The 22,323-nt window shown below is 71.9% G+C and carries 17 protein-coding genes, 1 pseudogene and 1 riboswitch; of the genes and pseudogenes, 12 read left to right on the top strand and 6 right to left on the bottom strand.

The window, feature by feature from the left end; genetic code table 11:
• Positions 1-215: 215 nt before the first annotated feature.
• Together AB0I53_RS31115 and AB0I53_RS31120 are read left to right on the top strand one after the other, a co-directional pair.
• Positions 216-1,502, top strand: coding sequence for an MFS transporter (locus AB0I53_RS31115; RefSeq protein ID WP_358610814.1), 1,287 nt, complete (start codon positions 216-218; stop codon positions 1,500-1,502).
• Between the two features lie 62 nt (positions 1,503-1,564).
• On the top strand, positions 1,565-2,251 hold the full coding sequence (locus AB0I53_RS31120; RefSeq protein ID WP_358610817.1) for an HAD hydrolase-like protein: 687 nt from the start codon (positions 1,565-1,567) through the stop codon (positions 2,249-2,251).
• Positions 2,252-2,302: 51 nt separating this feature from the next.
• Here AB0I53_RS31120 and AB0I53_RS31125 read toward each other — a convergent pair whose 3' ends face one another.
• Positions 2,303-4,048: a proline--tRNA ligase gene (locus tag AB0I53_RS31125; protein WP_358610820.1), complete on the bottom strand. Its 1,746-nt coding sequence runs from the start codon at positions 4,046-4,048 to the stop codon at positions 2,303-2,305.
• Positions 4,049-4,172: 124 nt separating this feature from the next.
• Here AB0I53_RS31125 and AB0I53_RS31130 point away from each other — a divergent pair, with 124 nt between their 5' ends.
• From AB0I53_RS31130 to cobM, 8 genes are all read left to right on the top strand, one after another.
• Positions 4,173-4,526 (top strand): VOC family protein, encoded by a 354-nt coding sequence (locus AB0I53_RS31130; RefSeq protein ID WP_358610823.1) that lies wholly within the window; start codon positions 4,173-4,175, stop codon positions 4,524-4,526.
• A 75-nt stretch (positions 4,527-4,601) separates the two neighbouring features.
• Positions 4,602-5,900: a cytochrome P450 gene (locus tag AB0I53_RS31135; protein ID WP_358610826.1), complete on the top strand. Its 1,299-nt coding sequence runs from the start codon at positions 4,602-4,604 to the stop codon at positions 5,898-5,900.
• Positions 5,901-5,944: 44 nt separating this feature from the next.
• Entirely contained in the window at positions 5,945-6,688 is a 744-nt protein-coding gene (gene yaaA, locus AB0I53_RS31140; RefSeq protein WP_358610829.1) for a peroxide stress protein YaaA, read from the top strand.
• A gap of 229 nt (positions 6,689-6,917) precedes the next feature.
• Entirely contained in the window at positions 6,918-7,880 is a 963-nt protein-coding gene (locus AB0I53_RS31145) for an RIO1 family regulatory kinase/ATPase (RefSeq protein WP_358610832.1), read from the top strand.
• Positions 7,881-8,106: 226 nt separating this feature from the next.
• Positions 8,107-9,696, top strand: coding sequence for a DEAD/DEAH box helicase (locus tag AB0I53_RS31150; RefSeq protein ID WP_358610835.1), 1,590 nt, complete (start codon positions 8,107-8,109; stop codon positions 9,694-9,696).
• 86 nt (positions 9,697-9,782) lie between these two features.
• A complete protein-coding gene (locus AB0I53_RS31155) occupies positions 9,783-10,190 on the top strand; it encodes a pyridoxamine 5'-phosphate oxidase family protein (protein ID WP_358610838.1) in 408 nt (135 codons plus the stop codon).
• Between the two features lie 23 nt (positions 10,191-10,213).
• Positions 10,214-11,440, top strand: a complete 1,227-nt coding sequence (gene cbiE / locus AB0I53_RS31160; protein ID WP_358610841.1) for a precorrin-6y C5,15-methyltransferase (decarboxylating) subunit CbiE — start codon at positions 10,214-10,216, stop codon at positions 11,438-11,440.
• Positions 11,437-12,180, top strand: a complete 744-nt coding sequence (gene cobM / locus AB0I53_RS31165) for a precorrin-4 C(11)-methyltransferase (protein ID WP_358610844.1) — start codon at positions 11,437-11,439, stop codon at positions 12,178-12,180. Before cbiE ends, cobM begins: the two co-directional genes overlap by 4 nt.
• 335 nt (positions 12,181-12,515) lie before the next feature.
• On the opposite strand, the pseudogene AB0I53_RS31170 reads toward cobM, so the two are convergent.
• Together AB0I53_RS31170 and AB0I53_RS31175 are read right to left on the bottom strand one after the other, a co-directional pair.
• Positions 12,516-12,924, bottom strand: a pseudogene (locus tag AB0I53_RS31170) (VOC family protein).
• A 58-nt stretch (positions 12,925-12,982) separates the two neighbouring features.
• On the bottom strand, positions 12,983-14,077 hold the full coding sequence (locus tag AB0I53_RS31175) for a cobalt-precorrin-5B (C(1))-methyltransferase (protein WP_358610847.1): 1,095 nt from the start codon (positions 14,075-14,077) through the stop codon (positions 12,983-12,985).
• A gap of 59 nt (positions 14,078-14,136) precedes the next feature.
• Between AB0I53_RS31175 and AB0I53_RS31180 the strand changes: the two genes are divergently transcribed.
• On the top strand, positions 14,137-14,892 hold the full coding sequence (locus tag AB0I53_RS31180; protein WP_358610850.1) for a cobalt-precorrin-6A reductase: 756 nt from the start codon (positions 14,137-14,139) through the stop codon (positions 14,890-14,892).
• On the opposite strand, the gene AB0I53_RS31185 is transcribed toward AB0I53_RS31180, so the two are convergent.
• From AB0I53_RS31185 to cobG, 3 genes are read right to left on the bottom strand one after another with little or no spacing between them, the layout of a single operon-like run.
• Positions 14,880-16,412, bottom strand: coding sequence for a precorrin-2 C(20)-methyltransferase (locus AB0I53_RS31185; RefSeq protein ID WP_358610852.1), 1,533 nt, complete (start codon positions 16,410-16,412; stop codon positions 14,880-14,882). The two genes, AB0I53_RS31180 and AB0I53_RS31185, sit on opposite strands and share 13 nt — an antisense overlap.
• The gene (locus tag AB0I53_RS31190) at positions 16,409-17,035 is read right to left on the bottom strand and encodes a precorrin-8X methylmutase (RefSeq protein ID WP_358610891.1); all 627 of its coding nucleotides are present in this window, start codon (positions 17,033-17,035) and stop codon (positions 16,409-16,411) included. The genes AB0I53_RS31185 and AB0I53_RS31190 overlap by 4 nt, the downstream gene beginning before the upstream one ends.
• Positions 17,036-17,067: 32 nt before the next feature.
• Entirely contained in the window at positions 17,068-18,312 is a 1,245-nt protein-coding gene (gene cobG / locus AB0I53_RS31195) for a precorrin-3B synthase (RefSeq protein ID WP_358610855.1), read from the bottom strand.
• A gap of 132 nt (positions 18,313-18,444) precedes the next feature.
• A riboswitch (cobalamin riboswitch) is annotated at positions 18,445-18,566 on the top strand.
• Between the two features lie 113 nt (positions 18,567-18,679).
• Here cobG and cobN point away from each other — a divergent pair.
• On the top strand, positions 18,680-22,294 hold the full coding sequence (gene cobN / locus AB0I53_RS31200; protein ID WP_358610858.1) for a cobaltochelatase subunit CobN: 3,615 nt from the start codon (positions 18,680-18,682) through the stop codon (positions 22,292-22,294).
• Positions 22,295-22,323: the final 29 nt, after the last annotated feature.

Genomic DNA, 22,323 nt, shown 5'->3' on the forward strand with positions numbered 1-22,323 from the left:
GAGGCCGTGCCCCTCCGCCGCGTATTGGACATACATAAGGAGGGGCACCCACAGTCCAGGGAGCGTCTGAGGTTCCGCTACCCGCACCGCCACCCAAAACGAGGTTGGAAAAACCTCATTGGAATCGGAGGTTTGATTCCAATGGCATTGCGGACGAGGCAACTTCGAGCCGGGATCTTGCGCGGGGCGTGGTCGCGCGAGCACTCTTTGCGACCGTGACGACAACAGCTGGGGGAACTCGCCGCCTGGCCCGCGTGGTGTCCGCGGGCGTGGTCGGGACCACCGTCGAGTTCTACGACTTCTTCCTGTACGGGGCCGCCGCGGCCACCGTGTTCGGCCCGGTCTTCTTCCCGCATTCCGGCGGGCTGCTCGGCGTGCTGCTGGCGCTGGTCACCTACGCCGTCGGGTTCGCCGCCCGGCCGCTGGGCGGCCTGGTGTTCGGGCACTTCGGCGACCGGATCGGCCGCAAGCGGCTGCTGGTGATCAGCCTGGTCCTGATGGGCTCCGCATCGGTGCTGATCGGCGTGCTGCCGGGCTACCAGCAGATCGGGATCGCGGCGCCGCTGCTGCTGACGCTGCTGCGGCTGGTGCAGGGCTTCGCGCTCGGCGGCGAGTTCGGCGGCGCGGTGCTGCTGGTGGCCGAGCACGGGCCGCGCGAGCGGCGTGGCTTCTGGACCGCGTGGCCGCAGACCGGCGGGCCGCTGGGCAACCTGCTCGCCACGGGCGCTCTGGCCGCGATGGCGGCCGGAACGGCCGGCGCGCAGTACTCGGCGTGGGGCTGGCGGATCCCGTTCCTGGCGTCGATCCTGCTGGTCGTCATCGGGTTGTGGGTACGGCTGCGGGTGGCCGAGTCGCCGCTGTTCCAGGCCGTCGCCGAGGAGGGCCGCGAGGAGCAGGCGCCGGTGCTCGAAGCACTGAGCCGGTATCCGCGGGCGGTGTTCGCGGTGTTCGCGGCGCGCACGGGCGAGAACGCGGCCTTCTACGTGTTCACCATCTTCCTGCTGGTCTACGCGGGCAGCATCGGGCTTCCCACGGCGATCACGGCCACCGCGGTGACCATCGGTTCTCTCGTGCAGGCGTTGGCGATGCTCGCCGGCGGGGCGTTGTCCGACCGGCTCGGCCGCCGCCCGGTGGCGATCACCGCCGCCATCGGGTGTGCACTGTGGACGACGATCTTCTTCCCGCTGGTCGCGAGCCACGATCCGACGCTGGTGTTCCTGGCGGTGGCGGTCGGCCTGCTGCTGCACGGCACGCTGACCGGCGCGCAATCCGCCTTCTACGCCGAACTCTTCGGCACCTCGGTGCGGTATTCCGGGGTGTCGCTGGGATATCAGGCCGCCACGGTGATCGCCGGCGCCGCAGCGCCGCTGATCGGCACGGCGCTGCTGCGGGCGACGCATTCGGCGATGCCGGTGGCGATCATGCTGATCTGCTGCCTGGCGCTGACGGTGCTGGGCATGTCGATGGTCACCGAGACCGCCCGCCGCGACCTCGCCTCCTGAGCCCGCGGTTCCCGGCAGAACGGACGTCCCGCCCCGGCCGGTCGGACTGGCAGGATGGTGCGGTGACGCGACTCGTGCTGTGGGACATCGACCTGACCCTGATCGACGCCCGGGGCTTCGGCTCCCGCTGGTACCGCCGCGCGCTCGCGGACGTGACCGGCAAGGCGCTGCACCGCATGCCGGACACCGCCGGCCGCACCGAGCTGGCGATCACCACCGACGTGCTGGAGATCCACGGCAGCACCCCGGACGAGCCCACGATCGCGGCCATGTTCGAGGCGCTGACCAGCGCGGTCGCCGACACGCGCGACGAGCTCTCGCAGCGCGGCAGCGCGCTGCCCGGAGCGGCCCGGGCGCTGACGGCGCTGGCGGCGGAACCGCGGTTCACGCAGACGCTGGTGACCGGGAACCTCGCGGAGGTCGCCTTCCACAAGCTCGAATCCTTCGGCCTGCACCACCACGTCGACTTCGAGATCGGCGGCTTCGGCGCGGCCTCGGTGCACCGCCACGACCTGATCTCGGACTCCGTGGGGAAGGCCGAAGACCGCCACGGCAAGCCGATCTCCCCCGACTCCGTCGTGGTCGTCGGCGACACGCCGCACGACGTCGCGGGTGCGCTGCGCTTCGGCGCGGTCGCGGTCGGCGTCGCCACCGGTTCCAGCAGCGAGGACGACCTCCGCGCTGCGGGCGCCCACGCGGTCCTGCCGAACCTCGCAGACACCGACGCGGTGCTCACCGCGCTGTCCTGACCCACGGCTCCAGAGCAACGTTCCTGCAGGTTATCAGCGAAAGCGGGTTTCTCAGCCGCGGACGACGTCGATGAGGTGCTGCACCGCGTTGTCCGCCTCGATCTCCGCGCGCTCGCCAGAGCGCCGGTCGCGGACCTCGACGACGCCCCTGGTCAGGCCCTTGCCCACCACCAGGATCGTCGGCACCCCGACCAGCTCGGAGTCGGCGAACTTCACGCCCGGCGACACCGTCCGGTCGTCCAGGATCACCTGCACGCCGGCCGCGTCGAGCTCGGCCGCGATGGCCTCGCCGCGCTCCCGGATGCTCTCGTCCTTGCCCGCGATCACCACGTGCACGTCGGCGGGCGCCACCTCGCGCGGCCACACCAGGCCGACCTCGTCGTGGCTCTGCTCGGCGATCGCGGCCACCAGCCGCGACACCCCGACGCCGTAGGAGCCCATGGTGATGCGCTTCGGCTTGCCGTCCTGGCCGAGCGCGTCCAGCGAGAACGCGTCGGCGTACTTGCGGCCCAGCTGGAAGATGTGGCCGATCTCGATGCCGCGCGCGGCGACCAGGGTGCCCTGGCCGTCCGGCGACGGGTCGCCCTCGCGGACCTCGGCGGCCTCGATGGTGCCGTCCGGGGTGAAGTCCCGGCCGCACAGCAGGTCCACCACGTGGTGGTCGGTCTTGTCGGCGCCGGTGACCCACGCCGTCCCGGTCACCACGCGCGGGTCGACCAGGTAGCGAACGCCGTTGTCCTGCAGCGCCTTCGGGCCGATGTAGCCCTTGACCAGGAACGGGTTGGCGGCGAAGTCGGGCTCTTCCAGCAGCGCCACCTCGGCGGGCTCCAGCGAGGCCTCCAGCCGCTTCATGTCGACCTCGCGGTCCCCGGGCAGGCCCACGGCCAGCAGCTCCCAGTCCGGCGAACCCGGCTGCCGGGTCTTGACCAGCACGTTCTTCAGCGTGTCGGCCGCGGTGAACTTGCGGTCGGTGTTGGCGTTGAGGAAGTCGACCAGGGTCTCGATGGTCGGCGTGCTCGGCGTGTGGTGGACCTCGGCGGCCGGCTTGCCCTCGACCGGCTCGGCGGCCAGCGCCGGGGTGACCACGGCCTCGACGTTGGCGGCGAAGCCCGACTCGGTGCTGCGGACGAAGGTGTCCTCACCGGTCTCGCTCTCCGCCAGGAACTCCTCGGACGCCGAACCGCCCATCGCGCCGGAGGTGGCCGCGACGATCACGTAGCGCAGCCCGACCCGGTCGAAGATCCGGATGTAGGCGTCGCGGTGCAGCTGGTAGGAGGCGGCCAGGCCCTCGTCGTCCAGGTCGAAGGAGTACGAGTCCTTCATCACGAACTCGCGGCCGCGCAGGATGCCGGCGCGGGGCCGCTCCTCGTCCCGGTACTTGGTCTGGATCTGGTACAGCATGACCGGGTAGTCCTTGTAGGAGCTGTACTCGCCCTTGACGGTGAGTGCGAACAGCTCCTCGTGCGTCGGGCCGAGCAGGTAGTCGCCACCCTTGCGGTCCTTCAACCGGAACAGGTTCGGGCCGTACTCGGTCCAGCGGTTGGTCGCCTCGTAGGGCTCCTTCGGCAGCAGCGCGGGGAAGTGGATCTCCTGCGCGCCGATCCCGTTCATCTCCTCGCGCACGATCTCCTCGATCTTGCGCAGCACCCGCAGGCCCAGCGGCAGCCACGAGTAGATGCCCGGCGCGATCCGGCGGACGTAGCCGGCGCGGACGAGCAGCTTGTGGCTCGGCACCTCGGCGTCGGCCGGATCCTCGCGCAGGGTACGCAGGAACAACGTCGACATCCTCGTGATCACGGCTACTAGCTCCTCGTCCGGCCTGATTCGTCAACCGCAGGGTAGCGACCCACCCCCGGGTCACCACCAGCGGATTACCCGCGTCGCCCGGCGGCTGTCGGGGTCGGCGCCTATCTTCCGCGCCATGGCACTGAGTATCGGCATGGTGACGATCGACTGCGCATCGCCCCGGAAGCTGGCGGAGTTCTGGACGCAGGCCCTGGACACGTCCGTCGTCCTCGACGTCGGCGAGTTCGTGATGCTCGCCGCGAACCAGGAGGGCGGGGTGGCGCTCGGGTTGCAGCAGGTGGCCGAGCCGCGTGCCGGGAAGAACCGGGTCCACGTGGACCTGGGCACCACCGACCGGCGGGCCGAGGTGCGCCGCCTCGTCGAGCTGGGCGCCACGGAGCTGGGCGAGCACGAGGCGCCCGGCGGCTTGCAGTGGACCGTGCTCCAGGACCCGGAGGGCAACGAGTTCTGCGTGGCCAGCGGGCACTGATCCGGTTGGCCCATTGTCGGGTCGCCATGCGTGCGGTTACCTCGAAGTAGGTGTCCGTTTCACGTAGGGGGTCCGATGTCCGCTCAGCAGGCCCGCAGCGACCACGGCCGATTAGCGGAGTTCAACCTCCGCGCGCGACTGCTCGCACAAGGGGCGCTGACCTGGCTCTTCGCCGTGCGCGGCGACCCGATGGCGCGCCTGCTGCACGCCCCGTGGCGGGATGATCCGTACCCGCTCTACCGGGAGATGCGCGAGCAGGGGCCGCTGGTGCGCAGCAGGCTCGGGGTACTGGTCGCGACCACCCACCAGCTGTGCGACGAGGTGCTGCGGGACCGGCGGTTCGGCGTGCGCACCAGCGACGGCTCCTACGGCGATCCGACGGCCGCCGCGGTCGACCTGCAGCTCTCGCTGCTGGAGCTCGATCCACCCGACCATTCCCGGTTGCGCAAGCTCGCCGCCCCGGCCTTCCGGCCGCGCCGCCTGGAGACCTACCGCGAGCGCATCGAGCAGATCGCCCACGACCTGCTGGACCAGGCGGCCGAGCGCCGCGAGTTCGACGTGGTCCGGGACTTCGCCGGCCCGCTGCCGATCCGGGTGATCTGCGAGCTGCTCGGGCTGCCGCCGCTGGACGCCCAGCGGCTGGCGCACCACGGCACGGTGCTGGCCGGGGCGCTGGACGGCGTCCGCTCGGCCCGCCAGCTCCGGCAGATGCGGGAGTCCTTCGGCGAGCTCGACACGCTGTTCACCGGGCTGATCGCGCGGCGTCGCACGGAGCCCGGTGAGGACATCGTCAGCGACCTGGTCGCGGCCCTCGACGAGGACAAGCTGACCGGCGCCGAGCTGGTGCAGCTGTGCGACGTGCTGCTGGTCGCCGGTTTCGAGACGACGGTCAACCTGATCGGCAACGGCACCCTCGCGCTGCTGGAGCACCCGGAGCAGTGGGATCTGCTGCGCGCGGATCCGGGCATGGCATCGGCCGTGGTCGACGAGACGCTGCGCTGGGATCCACCCGTTCAGGTGACGATGCGGATCGCGCACGAGCCGGTGGAGCTGGCCGGTCGCCGGCTGCGGGTGGACACGCCGGTGCTGGCGGTGCTGGCGTCGGCCGGGCGGGACCCGGCGGTGCACGACGACCCGGACCGGTTCGACATCACCCGTCCGGACCGGGCCGATCACCTCGCGTTCTCCTCGGGCATCCACTACTGCCTGGGCGCGCCGCTGGCCCGGATGGAGGCCGAGATCGCGTTCCGCTGCCTGGCGACCCGCCTGCCCGGGCTCCGCCGGGCGGGCGCGGTGGTGCGCCGTCCGACGTCGATCATCCACGGCCTGTCCGCGCTGCCGGCCACCACCGACCGCACCCTCTCCCCCGCCTGACCCGCCGGGCCGGGCGGCCGGGGCGCACCGCTTAGCCTGGTGGGGTGTTGGTTCTGCTTCCTCCTTCGGAGACCAAGGCCGCCGGTGGCGAGGGCGCGCCGCTGGATCTGGACGCCCTGTCGCACCCGGAGTTGACGCCCACCAGGCGGAAGCTGATCGAGGCACTGTCCACTTTGTCCGGTGATGTGCCCACCAGCCTGGCGGCGCTGGGGCTGTCGGAGCGCCAGGTGGAGGAGGTCGAGCGCAACGCCGAGCTGTGGGATTCGCCCACGGCTCCGGCGCTCGAGCGCTACACCGGGGTGCTCTACGACGCGCTCGACATCCGGTCGCTGCCGACCGCCGAGCGCGCGCGGGCCGATGCCCGGCTGGCCGTCGCCTCGGCGCTGTTCGGGCTGGTCCGGGGCACCGACGCGATCCCCGCCTACCGCCTGTCCGGCGGCAGCGCGCTGCCCGGGTTCGGGACGCTGCGCAGCGTGTGGCGCCCGGTTCTGGAGCCGGTGCTGGCCGATGCCGACGAGCTGGTGGTCGACCTGCGGTCGGGCGCGTACGCGGCGCTGGCCAAGGTGCCGAGCGCCGTCGCGGTTCGCGTGCTGTCCGAAGACGCGACGGGCAAGCGGAAAGTCGTCAGCCACCACAACAAGTCGCACAAGGGGAAGCTGGCGCGGGCCCTGGCCCAGGCACCCGACGAGCCCGGTGCGATCGAAGACGTCCTCGACGTCGCCAACGACGCCGGACTGCAGGTGGAACGCGAGGGCGCCCGCGGGCTCTGCGTCGTCGTCCGGGCCTGAGGCCTTCGGGGCGCGAAAATTCGGTTGCGGCGGTGGCCGTCGATTGATCAGACTGGCTTCGGCCAGTTGACGCAGTGCAGGAGCTCGGAGGGAGGTTCGCCATGGTGGCCTTTGTGATGTTCGCGCGCGTGCGTATTCCGCGCAGCTACCGCCGAACCCGTATCCCTCCGCCACGCGTGCGCTGACACAACGGTGCCCGGCGGAGGTCCCGCTTGAGGAGCACCAGATCTTGTCTTCGTACGACGAGTACGACCCTGACTTCATCCGCATCACGAAGCCGATCAAGAGCCGCAAGCAGAAGCAGCCGAAGAAGCGCGGCTTCGACGACGAGCCGATGCGGCGCGGCCGACTCACCGAGGAGGAACGCGAACGACTCGCCGCGCTACGCGACGAGCCAGAACCACAGCCGCTGCCCGGCGGCGCCGACCGCTGGTCCACATGGGACACCGGAGAACGCGGCCCCGGGCCGCACCCGTCCTGGCTGGTGACCGAGCTGGCCGCGGTCGACCACGAGCTGGGCGTGCTGAAGACCGGCAAGGAAGCCGACGTGCACCTGCTGCGCAGGTCGGTGCCCGGTGAGAGCTCCTGCCTGCTCGCGGCGAAGCGGTACCGGGACATGGACCACCGGATGTTCCACCGCGACGCGGGATATCTGGAAGGCCGGCGAATGCGCAAGTCCCGCGAGATGCGGGCGATGCAGCAGCGCAGCTCGTTCGGGCGCGGCATGATCGCGCAGCAGTGGGCGGTGGCCGAATTCGCCGTGCTGTCGTCGCTGTGGCAAGCCGGCGCGCCGGTGCCGTATCCCGTGCAGCGCGTCGGCACCGAAGTCCTGCTGGAGTTCCTGGGCTCCGCCGACGGCACGGCGGCCCCGCGGCTCGCGGCGCTGCGACCGACGCCGGACGAGCTCGACGAGCTCTGGCTGCAACTCGTCGACGCGCTCGTGGTGCTGGCCGAGCGGGGTTTCACCCACGGCGACCTGTCCGCCTACAACGTGCTCGTGCACGACGGCAGGCTGATGCTGATCGACCTGCCGCAGGCGGTCGATCTCGCGGCGAATCCGCGGGGGCTCGACTTCCTGCGACGTGACGCGGACAACATCGCCGGCTGGTTTCGCGCCCGCGGCGCCGACGAGCGCCTGACGGATCCGGAAGAACTGGCGGTTCTCCTTGCCACGGCGGGAAATCTGATGTGATCGCGGTCTCAGCGCCGAGTTCGGCCGCCGCGCACGCCAGCCACCGGTGACCGCGCGCGATCGGCTAGACTCGGCGCTGAACCCGGCCGGGAGAACCACCGGCCGCCCACGAGTCGACGGACTCGGAATCCACCTATCGGCGCGAATGCGCCGGGCTCGTCCTTGCGATCGCACGCGGACCCCCGCGAAGCCTCCCCGTGACGCGCCGCCTCTCGGGAGTTTCTTCGTGCCATCAAGTTCGTTCAACACACCCACGCGCTCGTCCCGGCGGCCCCGGCGACGCCGCCCGCAATCCCAGCCGCAGGCGCCGAAGCGAAGCCTGTTCGACGAGGTCGGCATCACGGCCGTCGATCCGGCGCCCTTCGACCAGCTCGGGCTGCCGCAGCGGCTGGTGCGCGCCCTGGCCGACGGCGGGATGGTCGAGGCCTTCCCGATCCAGGCGGCCACCATCCCGGACGCGTTGACCGGCCGGGACGTGCTGGGCCGGGGCCAGACCGGATCCGGCAAGACGCTCGCCTTCGGCCTGCCGCTGCTGGCGATGCAGCAGGGCAACGCCCGCCCGCTGCACCCGCGCGGGCTGGTGCTGGTGCCGACCCGCGAACTGGCCACGCAGGTCACGGACGCCCTCAAGCCGCTGGCCAAGGCGCTCGGCCTCTACGTCCGCGAGGTCGTCGGCGGCACCTCGTTCACCCGGCAGGCCGACACGCTGCGCCGGGGCGTGGACGTGCTCGTCGCGACGCCCGGCCGGCTGGCCGACCACGTGCGCCAGGGCACCTGCGTGCTGTCCGAAGTGGAGCGGACCGCTCTCGACGAGGCCGACCAGATGGCGGACATGGGCTTCCTGCCGCAGGTCCGGGAACTGCTCGACATGGTTCCCGCCGACGGCCAGCGCCTGCTGTTCTCCGCGACGCTGGACGGCGACGTCGACAAGCTCGTCGAGCGCTACATGACCGACCCGGTGGTGCACTCGCTGGCGCCGCCGGCGGCGAGCGTGGACAGCATGGACCACCACCAGTTCCTGGTGTCCGCGGCGGAGAAGCAAGCGGTGCTCGCCCGCATCGCGGCCCGCGAAGGCCGCACGATCATGTTCGTGCGCACCAAGCACCATGCCGACCGGCTCGCGAAGAAGCTGCGCGCGGTCGGAATCCGGGCCGGGGCGCTGCACGGCGGCAAGGCCCAGAACGCGCGCACCCGGATCCTCGACGAGTTCAAGACCGGCGAGACCGAGACCCTGGTGGCGACGAACGTCGCCGCGCGCGGCATCCACGTCGACGACGTCAGCCTGGTGGTGCACGTCGAACCCCCGGCCGACCCCAAGGACTACCTGCACCGAGCGGGCCGAACGGCCCGAGCGGGCGCGACCGGCACGGTGGTCACGCTGGTCACGGACGACCAGAAGCAAGCTTTCCGGACCATGGCGAACCAGGCCGGCGTCAAGGCCACGACCACGACGGTCAGCCCCGAAGACACCGAACTGGCGCGCCTGACCGGAGCCCGCGAGCCCGACGGCGTCGCCATCGCCGACCCGAAGCGGCGCGAAGCGCCGCGCAGCAGGAACACGAGGCAAGGCGAAGCGCCGCGAGGCGCGAAGCGACGCACCGAGCGCGAAACCGGCGAGCCCAGGGCGAGCCGCGGGCCGCGCCGCGCGGAGCGCGGTTTCGACGGCAACGGCCAGGGGCGCCGCGAGGGCGGCCGCAGCACCGAAGGCGCGCACGGAGATCGCGGCAGCCGCGGCGGCGCGCACGGTCCGTCCGGACGCGGCGGCAGGCGATCTCACGGCACCCGCAACGACCGCGGCGGAGCACGTCGGGGATGACGCGCGGCATCCGGGGTGCGCGTCACCCCGGATGCTCGTGGACGATGGGGCGACCTGTGCGAACGCCCCGAGCAGGAGGAAGCCCGGTGAGCCAGAAGTCGCCGCTGGACGACGTGAGCGAGGAATTCCTGCAGTTCTGGCAGGAACGGCACCTGAGCACGCTGACAACGGTGCGTCGCGACGGCACACCGCACGTGGTTCCGGTCGGCGTGACCCTCGACATCGAGACGGCGACCGCGCGCGTGATCTCTTCGAGCACCTCGCACAAGGTGCGCCAGATCCTCGCCGCCGGGCCGGATGGGGCGCCCGCCGCTGTCTGCCAGGTCGACGGGCGGCGGTGGTCCACCCTGCAGGGGCGCGCCGTGGTTCGGGACAATCCCGGCGCGGTGGCCGACGCGGAGGCCCGGTACGAGCAGCGCTACAAGAAACCCCGTGCGAACCCGTCCCGCGTGGTGATCGAGATCTCCGTGACGAAGGTCCTCGGCACGCTCTAGCGGCGACGTGGTGAAGTGATGCGGTGACCGTTCACCAGGAGAAGCCGGAGCTCGTCCACGTCGTGGGCATCGGGGCCGACGGCGCGGCGGGACTGTCGCCGCACGCCCAGGACATCGTGAATTCCGCGGATGTGTTGCTCGGCAGCTCGCGGCAGCTCGACCTCGTGCCCGAGGCGAACGGACAACGGGTGTCCTGGCCCACGCCCATGCTGCCGGCGTTGCCGGGCCTGCTCGCCGAGCACGCCGACCGGTCGATCTGCGTGCTTGCCAGCGGTGACCCGATGTTCTACGGGATCGGCGCGACGCTGGTGAAGCTGCTGGGCCGGGATCGCGTGCGGATCGTTGCGCACCCGTCATCGCTGTCGCTGGCATGCGCTCGAATGGGCTGGCCGCTGCAGGAGACGGCCGTCGTGAGCCTGGTCGGCAGGCCGGTGGAACTGCTGCATCCCCGGGTTCAGCCGGGAAACCGGTTGCTGGTCCTCAGTTCCGACGGCAGCACCGCAGACGACGTGGCCGCGCTGCTGCGGGCCCGCGGTTACGGGCCGAGCAACATGACCGTGCTGTCCGAGCTCGGCGGCGCGCAGGAAGAGCGGATGAGTTCCACCGCCGACGGATGGGATCGGCCGGTGGTGAGTCCGCTCAACGTGATCGCGATCGAATGCCGCCCGGCTCCCGACGCGATGCCCCTGCCGAGCACGCCGGGCCTGCCCGACGACGCATTCGAGCACGACGGGCAGCTCACCAAGCGCGACGTGCGCGCGATCACGCTGGCGCGGCTGGCCCCAACGCCCGGACAGCTGTTGTGGGACGTCGGTGCCGGCGCCGGTAGCATCGCGATCGAGTGGATGCGCAGCGATCCGTCCTCCCGGGCGATCGCGATCGAGCATCACGAGGACCGGGCACGGCGCATCGCGACGAACGCGAGCGCGTTGGGCGTCCCCGGCCTCCAGGTCGTCACCGGAGCCGCACCACGCGCGCTGGACGGGCTGGACGAGCCCGACGCGATCTTCATCGGTGGCGGTGGCACCGCACCGGGCGTGCTGGAAGCGTGCTGGGCCGCCCTGCGACGAGGCGGTCGGCTGGTGGTCAACGCGGTCACATTGGAGTTGGAGGTGCTGGTGACCGACTGGTACGGCCGCCACGGCGGTGAACTTGTCCGGATCTCGGTGGAGCGCGCGGCGCCGATCGGTGGCTACACCGGCTGGCGGCCGGCGATGCCGGTGACGCAGTGGGCGGTGAGCAAGCGATGACGGTGCGTTTCGTGGGTGCCGGGCCGGGCGCCGCAGATCTGATCACCGTGCGAGGCCGCGACGTCATCGCCTCGTCACCGGTCTGCCTGTACGCGGGCAGCCTGGTCCCGGAAGAGTTGCTGACGCACTGCCCGAACGACGCCAAGCTGGTGGACACTGCGAAGCTGACCTTGGACGACATCCTCGCCGAGATGCTGGCCGCCCACGAAGCCGGGCTCGACGTGGCACGGCTGCACTCCGGGGATCCGTCGGTGTTCAGCGCCGTCGCCGAGCAGATGCGTCGCCTCGACGCCGCCGGGGTCCCATACGAAATGGTGCCGGGCGTGCCGGCGTTCGCAGCCGCGGCGGCCTCGCTGAACCGGGAGTTCACCGTGCCGGGCGTCGGGCAGACCGTGGTGCTCACCCGCACTTCCGCGCGCGCGACACCGATGCCCGAGCACGAGGACCTCGCCACGCTCGGCCAGAGCCGGGCGACGATGGTGCTGCACCTCGCGGTCAATCGCATCGAGCAGCTCGTCGAGGAACTCCTGCCCAACTACGGCCCGGAGTGCCCCGTGGCCGTGGTCGCGAACGCGAGCCGGGCGGACGAAATCGTCCTGCGCGCAACGCTTTCCGACATCGCGGAGCGCGTGCGCGCCGCGGGCATCGTGCGGACCGCTGTCGTCGTGGTGGGCCAGGTGCTGACCGCGTCGGAGTTCCCCGACAGCCACCTCTACTCCACCGCCCGCTGCCGCGACTAGGGCTTGGGCCCTTGGCGTTCGCCGGACGAGCTCTCGGGTGGTGGCGGTGGTCATGCGGCCGACGATGGTGACTGCTCGGTCAATGACGACGACGTCCACCGAAAGCGGACGCGCCGGTGGCTGCACCGCTGTTCCTGCCCCGGAAGGTGTACCGGCCTCACCGGAGCTTTCCGCAGCTGGCACCGCAACCGCAAGCGATGAGGTGGCCGCGCGCGTCCCGCTCGACCACCGCGAACCCACGCGGCGAGCGCGGAACCGGGCGTCGCCGCGCTACTAACCCGTGGTCCGCTGCGAGGCGACCGCCCTCGACCTCGGCGAGTGGCTGTGCGCAGCCATCATGCGTCACCCGTCGGGACGGTGCGTGAATCCATCGCGGCCCGCTCGGATTCGCTGCGGAGAACGCAGAATTCGTTGCCTTCGGGGTCGGCGAGGACCGCCCAGCCCGAGCCGTCGGCGTTCCGGTGATCGGCGACGAAGGTGGCACCGAGGCCCAGCAGCCGTTCCACCTCCTGCTCGCGCGAGGTCTCAGGGCGCAAGCACAGGTGGATCCGGTTCTTGATCTCCTTGGGCTCGGGCACCTGGTTGAAGTGCAGCACCGGCCCCTCGGCCAGCATCACCTCGGGTCTCCGGGTCGCCCGGCTCGCACTCCGGATGCAGCGGACGGCCGGTCACGCTGCTCCAGAACCGGGCGAGCTCGTAGGCTTCCGCGCAGTCGATTGCCACGTTCTGCAATACCGAAACCATGCGCGCGAGCCTTCCCGACTTCCGCTCCGAGCACCACCGAATTGCGGCGGCCCGCGCGCTAGTCCGCCTCGGTCCTGCCGACGACGGTGCCCGCGCGGTCGATGACGATGACGTCCACCGAAACCGGTGCCCCGCGCAGGCTTTCGAGGCTGACCTCCCGCGCCCGGTCGGCGATGAGATCGCCGAGCGGGAGGCTCGCGGCGAGGCAGTGCTGCAGCGCTTCGAGCGCGGTGTTGGCGCCCCTGATCCGGCCGACCAGTTCGCCGCTTCCACCCGCGTCGCGGACGATCCCGGCGAGCGAGGCGAAATCGACCTGGGACCGCTTGGAGTGCAGGTCCATGTGCCCGTCGGCGAGCTTGGAGATCTTCCCGATGCCGCCCGCGATCGTGAGCCGCGGAACCGGGTGCCGCCGCAGGTACTTCAGCACCGCCCCGGCGAAGTCGCCCATGTCGAGCAGCGCTTCGTCGTGCAGGCCGTAGAGTTCCGTGACGACCTTCTCCGAGGTGCTCCCCGTGCACCCGGCGACGTGCTCCAGCCCTTCCGCCCGCGCGACGTCGACGCCGCGGCGGATGCTGTCGATCCACGCCGAGCACGAGTACGGCACGACGACACCCGTGGTGCCCAAAATGGACAGTCCGCCGAGGATTCCCAGCCGCGGATTCCAGGTGTGCCGGGCGAGTTCCGCCCCGTCCTCGACGGACACCTCGACGACGACGTCGCCGCTGCCGCCGTGCTCCGCGGCGACGCGCGCGACGACGTCGCGGATCAGCTGCCGCGGCACGGGGTTGATCGCCGGTTCGCCGACCGGCAGCGGCAGGCCGGGCTTGGTGATGGTGCCCACGCCCTCGCCAGCGCGGAACAGCACGCCCTGTCCCGGCTCCGCGAGGCTGACCATGACCGACACGAGAGCGCCGTGCGTCACGTCGGGATCATCGCCGGCGTCCTTGATCACACCGGCCGTCGCGAAGCCGTCACCCAGCCGTTCGCGCGCGAGCGCGAAGGCGGGCCGGTGCCCCTTCGGCAGGACGATCTCGACGGGATCGGGGAACGTCCCGGTCAGCAGCGCCGTGTAGGCGGCCGCCGTCGACGCCGTCGCGCAGGCCCCCGTCGTCCAGCCGTACCGGAGGCCCGATCCCTCCTCTCGCCCGCTCATACCGGGACAATGCTCCTCATGCGGTTCGCAACGACGGCAACGACAACCAGGCGGGTCGGATGACCCGCGTGCTCCTCCTCGGTGGCACCGGCGAAGCCAGGAAGCTCGCCGAGCGGCTCGCCGAGCGGCCAGACCTGCACGTCACGTCCTCCCTCGCCGGTCGGGTCCGCGAACCGCAGCTGCCGCCGGGCGAGGTGCGCGTCGGTGGCTTCGGCGGTCCCGACGGGCTGGCCGACTGGCTCCGGCGCGAGCAGGTCGACGCGGTCGTCGACGCCACCCACCCGTTCGCCGGCACGATCACCGAAAACGCCGTGGCGGCAGCGGATCGCGCGGGTTGCCCGATCCTGGTGCTGTGCCGCCCCGCCTGGCAGCCGGGTCCCGGTGACGACTGGCGGGCGGTGCCGTCCATGACGACGGCCGCGGCGCTGCTGCCGGAGCTGGGCGAACGGATCTTCCTCACCACCGGCCGGCAGGGCCTCGCGCACTTCGCCGCGCTCGACCTCCGATTCCTGGTTCGGACCGTCGATCCGCCCGAACCGCCGCTGCCGCCGCACACGACTGTGCTGCTCGCCCGCGGGCCGTTCACGGTCCGCGACGAGCTCGCCCTGCTGCGGGAACACAGCATCGACGTCGTGGTCACCAAGAACAGCGGCGGTTCGATGACGAGCGCGAAGCTCACCGCGGCCCGCGAACTCGGGCTGCCGGTGGTGGTGGTCCAGCGACCACCCCAGCCTCCCGCGCCATCGGCCGAGACGGTCGAGGACGCCATCGCCTGGCTCGATTCCGCGCTGCGCCAACGAGATCACGCCGGGTAGCGCCTCGGCGTGAACACGACATCGCGCCCGTCGGCGCCGCCGACGATCCGCGTCGTCGACGAGCCGATCAGCAGCAGGCACCGCATGTCCACATCGGACGGATCGAGGTCGGCCAAGTGCACCACCTTGATGCTCTCCGCCGGGCCACCGACGTCCCGGCCGATGACCACCGGCGTGTCGGGCGAGCGGTGTTCCAGGACCGCGTCCCGGGCGGCCGCGACCTGCCAGGTCCGGCTGCGCGAGGCGGGGTTGTAGATCGCCATGACCAGGTCAGCGGCGGCCGCGGCGCGCAGCCGCTCGACGATCACCTCCCACGGCTTGAGCCGGTCGGACAGCGACAGCACGCAGAAGTCGTGGCCCAGCGGCGCGCCGACGCGGCTCGCCACCGCCTGCGCCGCCGTCATGCCAGGCAGGATCCGCACGGGTACGTCCGAGCGCTCCGCCGCGACCTCCAGCACCGCGCTGGCCATCGCGAACACACCCGGATCACCGGAGGAGACCACCGCGACCCGCGACCCGCGCCTGGCCAGCTCCAGCGCGAACTCCGCCCGTTCCGCCTCCACCCGGTTGTCGGACGCGTGCTTGCGCTGCCGCGGGTTGTCCGGGATCCGGGCGAGGTACGGGGCGTAGCCGACCAGGTCGTCGGCCGCGGCGAGCTCCGCCTGGGCCTCCGGCGTCACCCACTCGCGCCCGCCGGGACCGAGCCCGACCACCACGACCTCGCCCCGCTCTGCGCCGCCGGCCGCAGCGATCGCAGACGTCGCAGAGGTCGCGTGGACTGCGACGTCCGAATTCGCCGGTCCGGGCAGCAGTGCCAGCGAGAAGTACGGGACGGTGTCCGGATCGACGTCCGCGAACGGCTGGACGCGCTGCCGATCCGTGGTCGCGCGCTCGACGTACCACGCCTCGTCCACGCGTCCGGCCTTCTCGAACGCCTGCCGCACGCCTTCGAAGGTGCGCCCCAGCTTGAGCACCGCGGCGGCATCGGTCGTGGCGAGCCGCTCGGCGAGGACGTCCGGCGGGAGGGTGCCCGGCAGCACGGTGAAGACCTCGTCGCGTTCGGCCAGCGGGCGCCCCAGCGCAGCCGAGGCGCCGCTGATCGACGTGATGCCGGGGACGACCTCGGCCCGGAAGCGGCCCACCAACCGCTTGTGCATGTGCATGTAGGACCCGTAGAAGAGCGGGTCGCCCTCGGCGAGCAGGACCACGTCCCGCCCGGCGTCGAGGTGCGCGGCGAGCCTGGCCGCGCAGTCCGCGTAGAACTCGTCGATGGCGCCCTGGTAGCCGCCCGGGTGGTCGGTGGTCTCGGTGGTCACCGGGTAGACGAGGGCCTCCTCGATCTGCCCCGGCCGCAGGTACGGCTCGGCGACGGATCTCGCGATGCTCCGGCCGTGCCGGGCGCTGTGGTACGCGATCACCTCGGCCCGTTCGATCAGCCGAGCCGCCTTGACCGTCACCAGCTCCGGGTCGCCGGGGCCGAGACCCACGCCGAAAAGCGTGCCCTTGCCGTTGCTGCTCACTCTTCCTCGCTCGCGATCGCGTTGATGGCGGCCACCGCCATGGCGCTGCCGCCCCGGCGGCCGTGCACCACCAGGTGCTCCAGCCCGCTGGGGTGCTCCGCCAACGCCTCCTTCGATTCCGCGGCACCGATGAATCCGACGGGCAGGCCCAGCACCGCGGCGGGCCTCGGGGCGCCGTCCTCGATCATCTCCAGCAGCCGGAACAGCGCCGTCGGGGCGTTGCCGATCGCGACGACCGAGCCCGCCAACCGGTCGCGCCACAGCTCCAACGCCGCGGCGCTGCGCGTCGTGCCCAGCTCGCGGGCCAGGCCTGGGACCCGCTCGTCGGACAACGTGCAGATCACGGCGTTGTCCGCGGGCAGGCGACGTCGGGTCACGCCGGCTGCGACCATCGCGGCGTCGCACAGCACCGGCGCGCCGTCGCGGAGCGCGGCGCGCGCGTTGATCACCGCGTTCGCAGAGTGCGCGAGGTCGTCGACCAGGTCGACCATGCCGCAGGCGTGGATCATCCGCACCGCTACCCCGGCCACCTCCGGCGGCAGGCCGCTCAGGGCGGCTTCCGCACGGATCGTGGCGAAGGAGCGGCGGTAGATCTCCGCCCCTTCCCGGACGTAGTCGGGCACCCCGCGGTAGCGGGGCGCCCCGTTGTTCTCGTTCACACTTTCCTCCGTGCCGCGACGAGCGCGGCGGATACCTGGTCGGCATCGGCTTCGGACGCCCGTGTCTCCTCGTCGAGACCGACCTCGTAGCCGGCACCGGTGGCCAGTACTTCCACAACGCGCCCCTGTGGTCGGCCGCAGCGCCGTTCGCAACCCGACCAATGCACCGGCAGAGCGCCGCCGGCCGGGGCTTGCAACGTGCGCCGGGCGTCTTCGCGGACGTCGGCCCGCGCCTTCGCGCACCCGGGACGACCAGTGCACGCGGTCACCCCGACACCTGCCGAGGACGGATCGACGAGCAGACCGCGCGCACCGAGGTCCGACATCCACCGGCCGGCTTCGTCCGGCCGCAAACCGGGCAGGACGACGGTCCGCCACGGCGTCAGGCGAAGTTCACCCGCGGCGTCGGACGCGGCGGTGATGATATCCAGCTGGTCCCGCGACAGGAGGCCCAGTGGTGCCCCCGCCACCACCGCGGCCGTTCCGTCGCGGCGATCCACCCTGCCGACCTGCGCATGTGTGCTCTGCCGGTTCGACGGCAGCGGCCGCGGCTCGGCCGGGACGACGTCGAAGGTCGCGGACAGCCGACCGGTGATCCGGCGCGCGCCATCGTCGAGCTCGGCCAGCCGCCACGCAGAGCGGCCCTGTGCGGCCTTCTCCGCCAGGAACGCCTCCGCCGCGGCGATCGCGACGCCGGCCGCCTGTTGTGGAGTCGCCCGCACACCGGAGTCCACGCCGGCGAGCACCAGCGCCAGGGTGCCGGCCCGCTCCGCGAGCAGGCCGACATCGGCGCCGAGCGAGATGACGTCCGCGCTGCCGTCGTCGACGGCGAACAGGAAACGCCCGGGCAGGGCCGCCAGCGACGGCGTCGCGCAGAGCGCTGCGTCTAGTTCTCCGGTCACCGCCCGAACATCCACCAGCTCGCGGCCGTCTGCGGAGGGCGAGCCGATGATGTTGCGGACCCGCTCGTGCGTTGCCGACGGCAGCAACCCCGCCGCCCGGAGCCGAGCGGCGAGTTCCAGCTCCGCTCCCGCGGGTAGGCCGCGCACCTGCACGTTCGCCCGCGAAGTGAGCTCCACACCACCGTCGCCGAGGGCCGCGGCCGCCGCGATCGCTCGAACCTGGGACGGCGTGAGCACGCCGCCTGGGACGCGGATCCGGGCCAGCCCACCGTCGGCTGCCTCGTGCACCCGCAGCGCGCCGGGACACGCGTCCCGTTCTGGTCTGGCTCTGTGCAACACGCGGGTGATACTACGGACCTCGGTAGTTGCGGACGCAAACCAAGAGCGGTGCGACGCGCGTCATGCCCGCGCCGCTTGACGTAAGATCGCCTCGTTGCGAAGAGTGGTCGCAGCATTCAGCGGCGACATGCGGAGGAAGCCGGTGCGAATCCGGCGCGGTCCCGCCACTGTCACCGGGGAGCGGACTCCAGGAAGTCACTGTCCGAACTGGACGGGAAGACGGAGCGAGCGCTGATCCGGGAGCCAGGAGACTCCGGTCGCCGCGACCTACGAACCGGGGCGAGGACCCCGAGAGAGGTGCCGTCATGCGCCGCGCACGCGCGCCCAGGCCCAGCGACGCCGTTCGCCACGCCGAGGAGCGATCCGCATGATCCTACTTCTGTCCACTTCGGACACAGATCTGCTCAGCGCGAGGGCCGCCGACGCCGAGTACCGGCTCGGCAACCCGGCGCGGCTGGGCGTGGACGACCTGCCGCCGCTGCTGGAGGACGTCGACCTCGTCGTCGTGCGACTGCTCGGCGGCCGCCGGGCCTGGGAAGAGGGCCTGGACGCCCTGCTCGCGGGCCCGCGCCCGGTGATCGTGCTCGGCGGCGAACAGGCCCCGGACGCGGAACTGATGGAATGCTCGACCGTGCCGAGCGGGGTGTGCGCCGAAGCGCACCGCTACCTCGCCCACGGCGGCCCGGACAACCTGGCGGAGCTGCACCGCTTCCTGTCCGACACGATCCTGCTCACCGGGCACGGCTTCGAGCCGCCGGCGGAAACGCCGACCTGGGGTGTGCTGGAGCGGACACCGCGGCGCACCGAAGGACCGACCGTCGCTGTGCTCTACTACCGCGCGCACCACATGGCGGGCAACACCGCGTTCGCGCACGCGCTGTGCGAGGCCATCGAAGACGCCGGAGGCCAAGCCCTCCCGCTGTTCTGCGCCTCCCTGCGAGCGCCCGACGCCCAGCTGCTGGAGCAGCTCGGCCGGGCGGACGCGCTGATCGTCACGGTGCTCGCCGCGGGAGGCACGAAACCCGCCACCGCCTCCGCCGGCGGTGACGACGAGGCGTGGGACGTCGGCGCGCTCGCCGAACTCGACATCCCGATCCTGCAGGGGCTGTGCCTGACCAGCACCCGCGCCGCCTGGGAGGACAACGACGAGGGCCTGTCGCCGCTGGACATGGCCACGCAGGTCGCCGTGCCCGAGTTCGACGGCCGCCTGATCACCGTGCCGTTCTCCTTCAAGGAGAACGACGCCGAGGGTCTGCCGGTCTACGTGGCCGACCGCGAACGCGCGGCCAGGGTTGCCGGCATCGCGGTCCGGCACGCAACGTTGCGGCACGTGCCACCGCAGGAAAAGCGCCTGGCACTGATGCTCTCGGCCTACCCGACCAAGCATTCCCGGATCGGCAACGCGGTCGGCCTGGACACGCCGGTCAGCGCGGTCCGCCTGCTGCAGGCGCTGCGCGAGCACGGCTACGACGTCGGCCCCGCGGACGGCCCCGACGCACTGCCCGGCGTCGCGAGCCAAGACGGCGACGCCCTGATCCACGCGCTGATCGCCGCCGGTGGCCAGGACCGGGACTGGCTGTCCGAGGAGCAGCTGAGCGGCAACCCGGTCCGCATCCCCGCCGGCCGCTACGCGAGCTGGTTCGCGACGCTGCCCGAGGACCTGCGCGCCGACATCGAGGAGCACTGGGGACCGCCGCCGGGAGAGCTGTTCGTCGACCGCTCCCAGGATCCGGACGGCGAGATCGTGCTCGCCGCCGTCCAGGCGGGCAACGTCGTGCTCATGGTGCAGCCGCCCCGCGGCTTCGGCGAGAACCCGATCGCGATCTACCACGACCCGGACCTGCCGCCGAGCCACCACTACCTGGCGGCCTACCGCTGGCTGATCGACGAGTTCGGCGCCCACGCCATGGTGCACCTGGGCAAGCACGGCAACCTCGAATGGCTGCCGGGCAAGACCGCGGGCATGTCCGCCTCGTGCGCTCCGGACGCCGCGATCGCCGACCTCCCGCTGATCTACCCGTTCCTGGTCAACGACCCCGGCGAGGGCACGCAGGCCAAGCGCCGGGTGCACGCCACCCTGGTCGACCACCTCGTGCCGCCGATGGCCCGCGCGGAGAGCTACGGCGACATCGCCCGGCTGGAACAGCTCCTCGACGAGCACGCCAACATCTCCGCGATGGACCCGGCGAAACTGCCCGCGATCCGCAGCCAGATCTGGACGCTGATGCAGGCCGCCAAGCTCGACCACGACCTCGGGCTCGAAGGACGGCCGCACGACGCGGAGTTCGACGACATGCTGCTGCACGTCGACGGCTGGCTCTGCGAGGTCAAGGACGCCCAGATCCGCGACGGCCTGCACGTGCTCGGCGATGCCCCGGCCGGCGAGGCCCGGGTGAACCTCGTGCTCGCGATGCTGCGCGCGCGCCAGATGTGGAGCGGGCAAACCGCCGCACTGCCCGGATTGCGGGAAGCGCTCGGGCTCGCCGAAGACGGCAGCGCCGCCCGGGAGCAGGTCGACGACATCGAGACCCGCGCGCACGCCCTGGTCCAGGCGATGGAAGACCGCGGCTGGATCCCCGGCTCGGCGCCGGAGGTCTGCCGGGAGATCCTCGGCGGCGCCGAGGACGCGGTCGTCCGGGTGCTGGAGTTCGCCGCGACCGAGGTGGTGCCGCGGCTCGCCGCGACGACCGACGAGATGAGCGCGACGCTGCACGCCCTCGAAGGCGGGTACGTTCCCGCGGGCCCCAGCGGATCGCCGCTGCGCGGGCTGGTCAACGTCCTCCCCACCGGCCGCAACTTCTACTCGGTGGACCCCAAGGCCGTACCCAGCCGCCTGGCCTGGGAGACGGGTTGGGCGATCGCCGAATCCCTGCTCGACCGCTACCGCGCCGACACCGGCGACTGGCCCCGCTCGGTCGGCCTGTCGGTGTGGGGCACCAGCGCGATGCGCACGTCCGGCGACGACATCGCGGAGGTGCTGGCGCTGCTCGGCGTCCGGCCGACCTGGGACGAGGCGTCGCGCCGGGTCAACGGGTTGGAGGCGATCCCGCTCGGCGAGCTGGGCCGTCCCCGCATCGACGTCACGGTCCGCATCAGCGGTTTCTTCCGGGACGCCTTCCCGCACGTGGTCGCCCTCCTCGACGACGCCGTGCGCCTGGTCGCCGCCCTCGACGAGCCGGACGAGCAGAACTTCGTGCGGGCGCACGCGCGAGCCGACCTCGCCGAGCACGGCGACGAACGCCGCGCCACGATGCGGATCTTCGGCTCCAAGCCGGGCGCGTACGGCGCGGGGATCCTGCCGCTCATCGACAGCCGGAACTGGCGCGACGACGCCGACCTCGCCGAGGTGTACGCGGTGTGGGGCGGTTTCGCCTACGGGCGCGAGCTGGACGGAGAACCGGCCCGCGCCGACATGGAGAGCGCCTACAAGCGGATCTCCGTGGCGGCGAAGAACACCGACACGCGCGAGCACGACATCGCCGACTCCGACGACTACTTCCAGTACCACGGCGGCATGATCGCCACGGTCCGCGCGCTGACCGGCAAGGCGCCGGCGGCCTACATCGGCGACAGCACGCGCCCCGACTCGATCCGCACCAGGTCCCTGACCGAGGAGACGTCGCGGGTGTTCCGGGCCCGCGTCGTCAACCCCCGGTGGCTGGCGGCGATGCGCCGCCACGGCTACAAGGGCGCGTTCGAGCTCGCGGCGACGGTGGACTACCTGTTCGGCTACGACGCCACGACCGGCGTCGTGGCCGACTGGATGTACGAGAAGCTCGCCGAGACCTACGTGCTGGACGAGGAGAACCAGCGGTTCCTCACCGAGTCCAACCCGTGGGCGCTGCACGGCATCACCGAACGGCTGCTGGAGGCCGCCAACCGGCAGATGTGGCAGGAGCCGAATCCCGACACCTTGCAAGCGCTGCAGGATGTCTACCTGCAGACCGAGGGCGACCTGGAGGACGGCCCGGGCCAGCGCTGACGGCTAGAGGATTGATTCCGTGGTCGTTC

It is taken from the genome of Saccharopolyspora sp. NPDC050389 (assembly GCF_040655595.1).
Classification (GTDB): Bacteria; Actinomycetota; Actinomycetes; order Mycobacteriales; family Pseudonocardiaceae; genus Saccharopolyspora.